The 13,505-nt window shown below is 34.7% G+C and carries 10 protein-coding genes; all 10 read left to right on the top strand.

Annotated elements, in window-relative coordinates; translation table 11 throughout:
• The first annotated feature begins 45 nt into the window (after nucleotides 1-45).
• Nucleotides 46-1,707 carry an arginine--tRNA ligase gene (gene argS / locus ABUA27_RS03835; RefSeq protein WP_349820246.1) on the top strand — a complete coding sequence of 554 codons (1,662 nt, stop codon included), beginning with the start codon at nucleotides 46-48 and terminating at the stop codon, nucleotides 1,705-1,707.
• A 9-nt stretch (nucleotides 1,708-1,716) separates the two neighbouring features.
• On the top strand, nucleotides 1,717-2,055 hold the full coding sequence (rpoE, locus tag ABUA27_RS03830) for a DNA-directed RNA polymerase subunit delta (protein WP_129980761.1): 339 nt from the start codon (nucleotides 1,717-1,719) through the stop codon (nucleotides 2,053-2,055).
• Nucleotides 2,056-2,255: 200 nt separating this feature from the next.
• Complete coding sequence (gap, locus tag ABUA27_RS03825) at nucleotides 2,256-3,269, top strand: type I glyceraldehyde-3-phosphate dehydrogenase (RefSeq protein WP_129980760.1); 1,014 nt, start codon at nucleotides 2,256-2,258, stop codon at nucleotides 3,267-3,269.
• 115 nt (nucleotides 3,270-3,384) lie between these two features.
• A complete protein-coding gene (locus ABUA27_RS03820) occupies nucleotides 3,385-4,797 on the top strand; it encodes a S41 family peptidase (protein ID WP_349820245.1) in 1,413 nt (470 codons plus the stop codon).
• A 14-nt stretch (nucleotides 4,798-4,811) separates the two neighbouring features.
• Nucleotides 4,812-6,782: an excinuclease ABC subunit UvrB gene (uvrB, locus tag ABUA27_RS03815; RefSeq protein ID WP_349820244.1), complete on the top strand. Its 1,971-nt coding sequence runs from the start codon at nucleotides 4,812-4,814 to the stop codon at nucleotides 6,780-6,782.
• Nucleotides 6,772-8,136: a CCA tRNA nucleotidyltransferase gene (locus ABUA27_RS03810; protein WP_129980757.1), complete on the top strand. Its 1,365-nt coding sequence runs from the start codon at nucleotides 6,772-6,774 to the stop codon at nucleotides 8,134-8,136. The genes uvrB and ABUA27_RS03810 overlap by 11 nt, the downstream gene beginning before the upstream one ends.
• A complete protein-coding gene (gene uvrA, locus ABUA27_RS03805) occupies nucleotides 8,111-10,933 on the top strand; it encodes an excinuclease ABC subunit UvrA (RefSeq protein ID WP_287968142.1) in 2,823 nt (940 codons plus the stop codon). Before ABUA27_RS03810 ends, uvrA begins: the two co-directional genes overlap by 26 nt.
• An 11-nt stretch (nucleotides 10,934-10,944) precedes the next feature.
• The gene (hprK, locus tag ABUA27_RS03800) at nucleotides 10,945-11,880 is read left to right on the top strand and encodes an HPr(Ser) kinase/phosphatase (protein ID WP_117458104.1); all 936 of its coding nucleotides are present in this window, start codon (nucleotides 10,945-10,947) and stop codon (nucleotides 11,878-11,880) included.
• 3 nt (nucleotides 11,881-11,883) lie between these two features.
• Entirely contained in the window at nucleotides 11,884-12,678 is a 795-nt protein-coding gene (gene lgt / locus ABUA27_RS03795; RefSeq protein ID WP_303352559.1) for a prolipoprotein diacylglyceryl transferase, read from the top strand.
• Nucleotides 12,679-12,742: 64 nt separating this feature from the next.
• Nucleotides 12,743-13,505: GTP pyrophosphokinase (locus tag ABUA27_RS03790; protein WP_349820243.1), on the top strand; the 763-nt coding region annotated here is incomplete at its 3' end.

Raw genomic sequence — 13,505 nt, 5'->3', positions numbered from 1 at the left:
GTGATACATTATTTAGAGTATGAAATAAAAAAGGAGGAATACAAGATGGCTGAAAATAAGCTTGAAAACTCACTAAAAATCGCCATTGGTCAGTCTGTTAAAAAGTGCTTTGAAGCAGTAGATATCACCCCTGAAAATATCATGGTTGAGATTCCTAAGGATTCTACTCATGGTGATTATTCTACTAACATTGCAATGCAGCTGACAAGAACACTCCATAAGAATCCTCGTGAAATTGCGACAGCCATTGTTGATTCACTTAATCAGGAAGCAGCACATGTAGAAAAAGTAGAAATTGCTGGTCCTGGTTTTATTAACTTCTTTATGAAAAATGATGCGCTTACTTCAGTAATTACTGAAGTACTTTCAGAAAAGGATAATTATGGACAGACTCACTTCGGTGAAGGAAAGAAATATAACGTAGAATTTGTTTCTGCCAACCCAACAGGTGACTTACACTTAGGTCATGCAAAGGGTGCTGCAGTAGGTGATTCTATCTGTCGTATTATGACTAAAGCAGGTTATAATGTAACTAGAGAATATTATATTAATGATGCAGGTAAACAGATCACTAACCTTGCATTATCTCTATACAGCCGTTATCTTGCATTATTTGATATTGAACGTCCAATTCCTGAAGATGGATATATGGGACAGGACGTCATTGATATTGCGAAGAGTATCAAGGAAAAAGAAGGAGATGCTTTAACTCAGTTAACTGAAGAAGAAGCTATTGCTTATTTCCGTAAGGTTGGTACTGAACATGAATTACAGAAGATCAAAGATATCTTAAAGGAATTCCGTGTATCATTTGATGTATGGTTCTCTGAAACTTCTCTATATGAAGGTAATAAGATTGAACCTGCAATCAATAAGTTAAAAGAAAAAGGCTATACATATGAACAGGATGGAGCCTTATGGTTTAGAACAACTGACTTTGGTGATGATAAGGACCGTGTTCTTATTAAAACTGATGGAAGTTATACATACTTCACACCAGATATCGCATATCACTTAAGTAAGATGAACAGAGGTTATGATTACTTAGTTGACTTACTTGGTGCTGACCACCATGGTTATATCAATCGTATGAAAGCAGCTATTCAGGCTTTAGGTTATAATGCAGATCAGTTAAATATCGATATCTTACAGATGGTAAGAATGGTTGAAAACGGTGAAGTAGTTAAGATGAGTAAACGTACTGGTAACGCTGTTACTATTCGTGACTTAATTGATGATATTGGTGTAGATGCAACTCGTTATTTCTTTGTAGCGAAAGCAGCGAACACACCATTTGATTTTGACTTAGGACTTGCAAAATCACAGTCAAATGAAAACCCTGTATACTATGCACAGTATGCACATGCAAGAATGTGTTCAATCATGAGATCAGCAGCAGAAAAGAACATTGAACCTGCAGATCACTTTGAATTGATTAATAACCCAAAAGAAATTGAATTATTAAAACACATTAATGAATTCAAAAACACAATCAATGATGCAGCTCGTACAAGAGCCCCTCATAAGATTGCAAACTATATTCAGAAATTAGCACAGTTATTCCATTCATTCTATGGTGACTGTCATGTAATTGATGAAGAAAACAAAGAATTATCATCTCAACGTTTAGCACTTGTAGAAGCAACACGCATTACACTTGCAAACGCATTAAACTTAATTGGTGTCCATGCACCAGAAAAGATGTAGGAGGCTACTATGGATTACAGACAAGAGTCAATGGTAAATATCGCATTCGAAATTCTTACTAAATCAGCAGGAGCAATGAGTTTCTATGATATTTGGAAAGAAGTTGCTGAAAAGAAAGAATTCGATGAAGAACAGAAAGATGATAACGAATCATTATTCTATACAAATATGATCTTAGATGGTCGTATGATCACTGTTGGTGAAAACAAATGGGATCTTAGAACAAGACATAGATTCGAAGAAGTGCATATCGATATGAATGATATCTACAATGAAGATGAATCAGAAGAAAGCGCTGAAGAAGAAGACGAAGGCTTAGTTGAAGATAACTATGGTGAAGAAGAATAAGGAGAAATCCTTATTCTTTTTTTCTATAAATTAAGATAGTTTTTACATGCTTATGCTTCATTTTTGTGTTTTGTTCTAAACATTAAAAAAAGTTTTGATGAAAGGGTTTACCTTTACATAAATCCTTGTGAAATAGTTGATTTTAGTTAAGTGCTGGATTATAATACAAATAGAAATTATTTAAGGAGGAATGTCATATTATGGCAGTAAAAGTTGCAATTAATGGATTTGGCCGTATCGGTCGTTTAGCATTCAGACAGATGTTTGATGCAGAAGGTTATGAAGTAGTAGCTATCAACGATTTAACTTCACCTAAAATGTTAGCTTACTTATTAAAGTATGATTCTTCACAGGGTAAATATGCTCATGCTGATACAGTAGAAGCAGGAGAAGATTTCATCACTGTTAACGGTAAGAAAATCACTATCTATAAAGAACCAGATGCTTCTAAATTACCTTGGGGTGAATTAGACGTAGACGTAGTTCTTGAATGTACTGGTTTCTACACTTCAAAAGCAAAAGCTGAAGCTCATGTAGCTGCAGGTGCTAAGAAGGTTGTTATTTCAGCTCCAGCTGGAAACGATCTTAAGACTATCGTATTCAACGTAAACAACGAAACATTAACAGCAGATGATCAGGTTATCTCTGCAGCTTCTTGTACTACAAACTGCTTAGCTCCAATGGCTGATGCATTAAACAAGTTAGCAGAAATCCAGGGTGGTATCATGTTAACAGTTCATGGTTACACTGGTGACCAGATGCTTCTTGATGGACCACAGAGAAAAGGTAACTTAAGAAGATCTAGAGCTGCTGCAGTTAACATCGTACCATCATCTACAGGTGCTGCAAAAGCTATCGGTTTAGTTATCCCAGAATTAAATGGTAAATTAATCGGTTCTGCAGTTCGTGTACCAGTTCCAACTGGATCAACTACAGTTTTAACAGCTGTTGTTAAGGGTACTGTTACTGTTGATGAAGTTAACGCTGCTATGAAGGCTGCTGCAACTGATTCATTCGGTTACAATGAAGACGAAATCGTATCTTCTGACATCGTTGGAATGACTTACGGTTCATTATTTGACGCAACTCAGACTATGGTTACAGCTTTACCTGATGGAAATAGTGAAGTTCAGGTTGTATCTTGGTACGACAATGAAAACTCATTCACTTCTAACATGGTTAAGACAATCAAGTATTTCTCAGAATTAGCTTAATCAGATCTGAATTAAATAATGGAAGATCCCTATTATAGGGATCTTTTCTTTTTGGTCAAGTTTCTACTCAAAACAGTCATGTTATGATAAAATAATGAAACGAGGTGACTTGAACATGGAATTAAATAAAAGAAAGAAAAACTTATTAATCAAATATATAGTCATAGGTGTATTATGTTTAGCTCTTGGATTTGGGAGTGGTTATTTAGTATTTCATAATAGTGATGCGAGTGCTGAAGATAAGACAAATACGACAGTAGTAGATGAAGTAGTAGAACTTCTTAATAATAATTGGCTGGATACAACTGATTCTAAAATATCTATTCAAGATCGTATGATTGAAGGATTGGTAGATGGTTTAGGTGATTCACATTCTTCTTATATGTCTACACAGGAGAATAAAGAATTTAATAGTGATATTAATGGTAATTACAGTGGTATTGGTGTTTATTTCTCACCTGTACACAGCGGTGCTTTATTAACTGGTATTATTGAAGGAAGCAGTGCAGAAAAAGCAGGTCTTAAAGCAGGAGATATCATTACTGATGCTGATGACAAATCACTTTCTGGCATGACTAGTACTGAAATGCAGGAATATATTAAAGGAAATGAAGGGACTGAAGTCTCTTTAAAGATAAAAAGACTTCAACAGACTTTAAATGTGAAAGCAGTACGTAAGAATTTTAGCTCTGATGTGACTTATTATGTAGGTACTACAAATAATAAAACATATGGTTATGTGAATATTTCTACTTTTGGTGATACAACTGCTCAGCATGTAGAAAAAGCTTTAAAAGAGTTTAAGAAACAGAATGTCTCAGATATTATTCTAGATTTAAGAGGTAATGGTGGAGGTTATATTACTGCTGCTAGAGATCTGCTTTCTTTATTTAATGAGAAGGGAGAGACACTCTTTACTGTTAAGAATAAGAAGGGTCAGACTGAAACATATAAGGATAATAGTAAGACACATTATGCATTTTCTAATGGTTATATTTTAATGAATAGTGGAACAGCCAGTGCATCTGAATTATGTGCAGGTACATTTAAAGAAATACAGGGATATAAACTTATTGGGCAGCAGTCTTATGGGAAAGGGACTATCCAGGCACAGACAAACTTATCTGATGGTTCTGTATTGAAATACACTTATGCAAAGTGGTATACACCTAAGGGTGTGAATATTAATAAGAAGGGATGGACTCCAGATGTCACTGTAGAGGATCAATCTCTCTTATCAGCTTATTTCACTTATTATAGTGATAAGTTTTATGTGGATAATGTGAATAATTTTATTATTGTGATGGAAAGATTATTAGATGTGTTAGGTTATAATCCAGGTCGTACAGATGGTTATTTCTCACAAGGAGTGAGTGATGCATTAAAACGTTTTGAACAGGATCATGGATTGACTGTAGATGGCGTATTAGAATATAGTGATCAGGAATGCATGGTTTCTGTACTTACAGAAAGATTAAGTCATAAGGAATATGATAATAGTTTACAGAAGGTACTTACTTTAATATAGAAAGAAGGGATTTTATGTCTTACAAGCTTGTATCAAAATTTAAACCAATGGGTGACCAGCCCGAGGCTATTAAAGAATTAGTAGAAGGTATTCATCAAGGTAAAAAGACACAGGTATTATTAGGTGGTACAGGAACTGGTAAGACATTTACCTTTGCGAATGTCATTGCACAGGTGAATAAACCTACTCTTGTACTATCACATAATAAAACTCTTGCAGGACAGTTATATAGTGAATTAAAGGAATTCTTTCCAGAAAACCGTGTAGAATACTTTATTTCAAACTTCGATTTCTACCAGCCAGAAGCCTATATACCTAAGAGTGATACATATATTGATAAAGAATCACAGACAAATGAAGAAATAGAGATGTTAAGAGCTGCTGCTATGAATTCTTTATTAGAAAGAAAAGACACAATTGTCGTGGCCTCTGTGGCAGCTATTTATGGGTTAGGTAATCCACAAAGTTATCAAGAAATGATCTTCTCTTTACGTGTAGGACAAGAAATAGATCGACGTGAATTACTTACATTCTTGGTAGATAGACAATATACTAGAAATGATATGGACCAGGCCAAAGGTACTTTTAGAGTACGTGGTGATGTCATTGAAATAGTACCAGGTCATACTGAATCTTATATTATACGTATTGAATTATTTGGTGATGAAGTAGATCGTATTACAGAAGTAGATCCTCTGACAGGTCATGTTCAAGCATCTTATAATACTTATACAATTTATCCGGCTGAAGAATATATTACAAGTCGTGAAAAGATGCTTCATGCCTGTGATACGATAGAAGAAGAATTAAAAGAACGTCTACAATATTATCAAGATGCCGCAAAACCTCTTGAATATGAAAGAATAGACAACCGTACAAGACATGATATTGAAATGTTGAGAGAAGTAGGTATCTGTCCAGGTATTGAAAACTATTCACGTCATATTGATGGTAGAAAACCAGGAGAAAGACCTTATTGTTTATTAGATTATTTCCCGGATGATTTTTTACTTATTGTTGATGAATCTCATGTTATGCTTCCACAGATCAGAGGTATGTTTAATGGAGATAGAAGCCGTAAAGAAACATTGGTAGAATATGGTTTCCGTTTACCAAGTGCTTTAGATAACAGACCACTTCGGTTTGAAGAGTTTGAAAAGCTTATTCCCCAGGCAATATATGTATCTGCCACACCGGGTGATTATGAATTAGAAGGTGTACATGGTGAATATGTAGAACAGATTATTCGTCCAACAGGATTATTAGATCCTATTATTGAAGTACGTCCTATTGAAGATCAGATTGATGATATCATTAGTGAAATACAATTACGTATAGAAAGAAATGAACGTGTACTTATTACGACTCTTACAAAGAGAATGGCTGAAGATTTAACTGATTACCTTAAGGAATTTGGTTTAAAGGTCGCTTATCTTCATTCAGAAACAAAGACATTAGAACGTACAGAAATATTAAGAGATTTACGTTTAGGTAAATATGATGTCTTAATTGGTATCAACTTATTAAGAGAAGGTTTAGACCTTCCAGAAGTCTCTCTTGTATGTATTTTAGATGCAGATAAGGAAGGGTTCTTAAGAAGTGAACGTTCATTGATTCAGACAATTGGTCGTGCTGCAAGAAATGCGGATGGTCATGTAATCATGTATGCAGACCGTATTTCTGATTCAATGCAGCGTGCTATTGATGAAACAAGTCGTCGTAGAGAAATACAAGAAGCTTATAATAAAGCCCATGGTATTACACCTACAACTATCAAGAAAGAAATTAGAGAAGCAATCCATGGTCAGGAAGTCATTGATGAAGCACAGAAGCTTGTCAAGAAAGGCCGTAAGGCACCTAAGAAGGATAAGAAGGGTCTTCTTGAGGAATTAGAAAGACAGATGAAGGAAGCAGCTAAGGTGCTTGACTTTGAACGAGCTATGGAATTACGCGATATGATAGAGGAGATTAAAGATGGAAAGTAAGTTTAATCTCACACCTCTCGCATTAGATGTCTTTGAGGCAATTAAACAGGCAGGAGGACATGTATATCTAGTAGGAGGGTGTGTACGAGATTTTCTATTAAAAAGAAGATCTAAAGATATTGATGTAGAAGTACATCACCTCTCTTTTGAGGCTTTAAAGGAAGTATTATCTCCCTTTGGAACAGTACAGGTGATGGGTGCATCCTTTGCGGTTGTACATCTTTCTACATTAGAAGGTTATGAATTTGCCTTACCTAGAATAGAAGAGAAGACAGGACTGAAGCATCAGGATTTTAATATTATTGTGGATCCAGATCTTCCTTTAGAAAAAGCCTGTGCTAGAAGAGATTTCACTATTAATAGTATGTTGTATGATGTAGAAACAGAGAAAGTGATTGATTTCTATTCAGGACAGGAAGATTTAAAGAATGGTATTTTACGTGCTACAAATAAAGATCATTTCTCAGAAGATCCATTACGTGTATTAAGAGGTGCTTCTTTTATGTCACGCTATGGCTTTAAGATGGATGGAGACACAGAGAATCTTTGTCAATCTATTGTAGAAGAAGGTGGATTAGAGACTTTAAGTATCGAACGTATTTATACAGAATATTGTAAGATATTGATGGGATTATATCCTTCACAGGGATTTAATTTCTTAAGAGATATTCATGGTTTACCATTCTATTTAGAAGATTTAGTCACAACACATCAAAGAACTGACTATCATCCAGAAGGTAGTGTATGGAATCATACAATGTTGGTGACTGACTTAGCAGCTTTATGTAAGCATCATACAAGTGAACCGTTATGGTTTATGTGGAGTGCTTTATTACACGATATAGGTAAACCACTAGTGACAACACCAGAAGGACATGCTTATGGTCATGCAGAAGAAGGGGCAGCTCTCTTTAATGAGAAGGTAGATCTTATTCTTTCTCATAAACAGCAGAAATATATTTATACTATGGTTCAATATCATATGGTATTACCTACATTTTCTCGTAATCATGCAAGAAAGATCAAATTCTTACGCTTCTTAAAAGCAATTGATCAGAAGGCTCCTCTAAAAGATCTTCTTTATCTTGCAAGATGTGATAAGTTAGGTAGAGGTATGGTCACAAGTGCTTCTATTAATGAGTTAAATGAATATGTAGAGGAAATGATTTCTATTTGTGGGGATCATGCACCTGCAGCTATTGTGACAGGTAAAGATTTAATTAATGAAGGTTTTGAGAATCATCAGGATTATTCTAAAATCCTTTCTCTTGCCTATGATTACCAATTACAAGGTTTAAATAAAGAAGTGATTATAAGGAGGTTGAAGAATGAAACAGGATGTCATTGCGGTTAGAGGTGCACGTGTCAATAACCTCAAGAATGTGAATATAGATATTCCTAAGAATCAATTAGTCATTATGACTGGTTTATCAGGAAGTGGTAAAACATCTCTTGCGTTTGATACAATCTATGCAGAAGGTCAGAGACGTTATGTAGAATCATTAAACTCATATGCAAGACAGTTCTTAGGTGGAATGGAAAAACCTGATGTAGATTCAATAGAAGGCTTATCACCCGCTATTGCGATTGATCAGAAAACAACATCTAATAATCCACGTTCTACTGTTGGTACAGTGACTGAGATTTATGATTATCTACGTTTATTATATGCACGTGTAGGACATGCTTATTGTCCTCATCATGGTATTAAGATAGAAGCCCAGACATTAAAACAGATGGGTGATATTGTGGATACATATGATGATGGAGATAAATTACAGATACTTGCACGTATGGCAATGAACCAAAAGGGGACACATAAAGATCTCTTTGATAAATTAAGAAAAGAAGGGTATGTCAGAGTTAAGGTAGACGGAAACATGTATACTCTTGATGAAGACATTACTCTAGAAAAAAATAAAAAACATACTATCGATGTTATTGTCGATCGTATCAAGAAAAAAGAAGGATATCGTACACGTCTCATAGAATCTTTAGAAACAGCTTTAAAACTTACAGATGGTGAAGCTATTGTAGAGAATTTGACTCAGGGTACAGAAAAGCTTTTCTCTTCTAACTATGCCTGTCCTATTTGTGGTTTCTCTGTTCCTAAACTAGAACCACGTTTATTCTCATTTAATAATCCCTTAGGTGCTTGTCCTGATTGTAAAGGTTTAGGTATTAAGGAAGAAGTTGATTTGGATTTATTAGTACCAGATTGGAACTTAAGTATTAATGAAGGTGGTATTCGTTATTTTAAGACAGCAGTTGGTACTGATCGTATTGAATGGCAGAGATTCTTAAAACTATGTGAATATTATCATATTGACTTAGATAAACCTTTAAAGGACTTTGATGAAGAAGAAAGAGATATTATCTTTACTGGTTCACATGATCCTATTACTTATACAATTGTTTCTTCTTCTGGTAATGTTTCTCGTACAACAAACTATATTGAAGGTGTTGTTACACTTATACAAAGACGCTATGAAGAAACATCTTCTAAATGGTCTAAAGAATGGTATGCCTCATTTATGGCTGAACATACCTGTCCTACATGCCACGGTGCAAGACTGAATGAAATGGTCTTAAGTGTACAGGTGGGTGGTTTGAATATCATTGAATTTACGAATCTTTCTATTGAGAAAGCTTTGGAGTTTGTAGAAAACTTAAAGTTATCAGAAATGGAAGAAAAGATTGCCCATTTGATCTTAAAAGAAATTCATGATCGTTTGACATTCTTAAATGAAGTAGGACTTGGATATTTAACACTTTCTAGACGTGCTGGAGGATTATCTGGTGGTGAAGCACAGCGTATTCGTCTAGCTACTCAGATTGGTTCACGTTTAACAGGTGTTTTATATGTATTAGATGAACCGTCTATTGGTCTTCATCAAAGAGACAATGAGAAACTTATTCATACATTACAGGAAATGCGTGATTTAGGAAATAGTGTTCTTGTTGTAGAACATGATGAAGATACAATGCGTGAATCTGATTATATTATTGATATTGGACCTGGTGCTGGTATTCATGGTGGACAGGTAGTTGCCTATGGTACACCTGAAGAAGTCGCTGCCAATGAAAATTCTATTACTGGTGATTATTTATCTGGTAGAAAGAAGATTAAGGTTCCTAAAACAAGACATAAAGGCAATGGTCTTTATTTAGAAGTACGTGGGGCTAAGGAACATAACTTAAAGAATATTAATGTGAAGTTCCCATTAGGTAAGTTTATTGCGGTTACAGGTGTGTCTGGTTCAGGTAAATCTACTTTAGTGAATGATATTTTATGTAAAGCATTACGTGCAAAGATTTATCGTTCAAGAGAACTACCAGGTAAACATAAAGAAATACGTGGTATAGAAAATATTGATAAGGTAATTGAAGTATCACAGGAACCAATTGGTCGTACACCACGTTCTAATCCAGTTACCTATACAGGTGTCTTTGATGATATTCGTGATTTATTTGCGAAGACTCCAGAAGCTAAAATACGTGGATATGATAAGGGACGTTTCTCATTTAATGTGAAGGGTGGACGTTGTGAAGCATGTCAGGGAGATGGTGTTAAACGTATCTCTATGAACTTCTTACCAGATGTTTATGTACCTTGTGAAGAATGTCATGGACATCGTTATAATGAGGAAACATTACAGGTCACTTATAAGGATAAGAATATCTATGATGTATTAGAAATGACTGTAGAAGAATCACTTACTTTCTTTGAAAATCTTCCTCGTATTCATACTAAACTACAAGCATTATATGATGTAGGACTTGGCTATATTAAGCTAGGACAAAGTGCAACGACACTTTCTGGTGGTGAAGCCCAAAGAGTAAAACTTGCATCAGAATTACAGAAGCGTTCAACAGGAAAAACATTATATATTCTTGATGAACCTACTACAGGATTACACAGTGATGATGTGAATAGATTAATTGCTGTATTACAGAAGATTGTGGATAATGGTGATACAGTATTAGTCATTGAACACAATCTAGATGTCATTAAGGTCGCAGATCACATCATTGATTTAGGATTGGAAGGCGGCGATAATGGTGGTACAATAGTCGTAGAAGGCACCCCTGAAAAGGTCGCAAAGTGTGAAAAGAGCCATACAGGACGCTTTCTTAAGAACCTATTGTAAGGAGGTATTTTATGGGAAAGTCCGTAAAACTAAAAGACTTGATGAATAATCCAGCCTATAAACGTGTATCTGGAGATGAAGAATCTTTAGAAAGAGAAGTATTTGTCGCAGAAATAAATCGTCCTGGTTTTGAACTTGCCGGCTTCTTTAAACATAGTGATTTTAGAAGAATTATTCTATTAGGTGATAAAGAAAATATATTTATTAAGGAAATGACTAAGGAAAGTCAATTGGCTTGTTTTTCTAAGTTAGTGAATGATGAAACACCTTGTATCATTATCGCAAAGGGATATGAAGCTCCAGAAATACTTAGAAATATTGCTTGTAAGAGAAACTTCCCAATCTTTGAAACAGAGATGGCAACAGGAAGAGTTTCTATTAACTTAATGGGTAAATTAGATGAATTATTAGCACCTGAAACACAGATTCATGGTGTATTCTTAAATATTTATGGTAAAGGTGTTATTATCAAAGGGGATAGTGGTATTGGTAAATCCGAAATCGCACTTGAACTTATTAAGAGAGGACATCAGTTGATTGCGGATGATGCAGTAGAACTCTATCATATTGGGCAGTCTATTATTGGGAAAGCACCAACAGTTTTAAAGAATCTATTAGAAATCCGTGGTATTGGTGTTATTGATGCTTCTAAGATGTTTGGAGCTGCGAGTGTTCTTCCAAAAGAAAAGGTAGACCTTATTATTCAGTTAGAAAGATGGTTACCATCTCGTGAATATAGACGTATTGGAGTAGAAGAAGATGATGTTACAGAAGATATTCTTTCAGTTCCTATTCCTAAGATCGTTGTACCAGTAACTGGTGGACGTTCTATGTCAGTTATTATTGAAGCGGCTGTTATGAATATGCAGCTTAAGGATTCTGGATTTGATTCAAGTAAAGAATTTGTGAATAGAATCCTCGAAAACATTAAAAGTAAGCAGGTGTAAGTTATGCAATTCTTTCCAGAATATAATATATTTCTTAAAATCGGTGGTCTGCAGATTCATATGTATGCAGTATGTATCATTATTGGTGCATTTATTGCTTATCTGCTAGGTCAGTACAATTTTAAGAAATTAGGCTATAGTTCTGAAATTTTATCAGATTACTTCTTTGGAGTACTCATGACAGGAATTGTCGGTGCCCGTATCTGGTATGTCATCTTCATGTGGAAAGAACTCTATATGTCTCATCCTGAAGAAATTATTGCGATATGGCATGGTGGACTTGCGATACAAGGTGGAATCATAGCAGCACTCATCTATAGCTATTACTTCTTTAAAAAGAAGGATATTCCGTTCTTTGTGGCAGGAGATGCGATTATGCCAGGTGTACTCATTGCACAGGCATGTGGTCGTTGGGGAAACTTCTTTAACCATGAAGCATTTGGCTCAGCGGTTTCTTTAAACTTCCTCAAACTATTACATCTTCCTCAATTTATTATTAATAATATGTATATTGAGGGGGCTTATCATCATCCTACATTCCTTTATGAATCAGTAGGGAACTTGATTGTTTTTCTTGTGATTGTTCTTGTAGTTAAGAAGAAAGCACAATGTACAGGTGAACAGTTTTTCTCTTACTTTATCGGTTATGGTATTGTGAGAGTATTTGTGGAAGGATTACGTACAGACTCACTTATGTTAGGCCCTATCCGTATGGCCCAACTTACATCTATAGTATTTATTATTGCGGGTGTGGCTGGTATATATTACTTAAGAAACTACCAAAAGCGAAAGAATTAATCTTTCGCTTTTTCTTCACATTAAGTTAATGTATCATATGTATGATAGTTAAGAGGTGTAAAAGATGGATAAAAGAATTGAAGATCATATCATCCAGCAATATTATGATAACCAGAATCTCTATCGTTCATTAAAACATGATATTACAGACATTATAGAAAATATCATTACAAAGAATAATATAAAGATTTCTAATTTTGCGATACGTATTAAAACAGAAGACGCATTAAGGCGTAAGATCTGTTTAAAACATAAGTACAAGGATGTTAATGATATTACAGATATCGTTGCTTGTCGTATTATTACATTGTTTGAATCAGATATTGATGTCATTTATAAGTTGATTAAACAGAACTTTGATATTGTGGAATACAATGATAAGAGAAAGAAGAACTATGATGACCGTATTGATTTCGGTTATAACTCTCTTCATTTACTAGTAAAATATAATGAAGCAAGACTAAATATGATTGAATATTCAGATTATCGTCATATAGTCTTTGAAATACAGATTAGAACCATTCTCCAACATTCTTGGGCTGAAGTAGAACATGGTCTAGGGTATAAGTCACAATATGAAATTCCTAAGGATATTCGTAGAAGACTCACAAGACTGAGTGCGACTCTAGAAATTCTAGATGAAGAATTTGTGAATATAAGAGATGATATAGAAGAATACAATAGGGGTATTGATCATATAGAGAAGGTATTAAAGACAGACTTGAACTATAACTCTCTCATGACTTATTATCATGATTTCCTCCATTTCCCCGCGCCTTCGTTGCGCGGACACAAATATATAACCAAACTCAAATCCACCAAAACTA

This window comes from Catenibacterium sp. RTP21428st1_D7_RTP21428_210409 (genome assembly GCF_040227455.1).
Lineage (GTDB): Bacteria > Bacillota_I > Bacilli_A > Erysipelotrichales > Coprobacillaceae > Catenibacterium > Catenibacterium mitsuoka_A.
The sequence above is the reverse complement of the archived record's forward strand: the minus strand, read 5'-3'. Positions and strand labels throughout refer to the sequence as shown.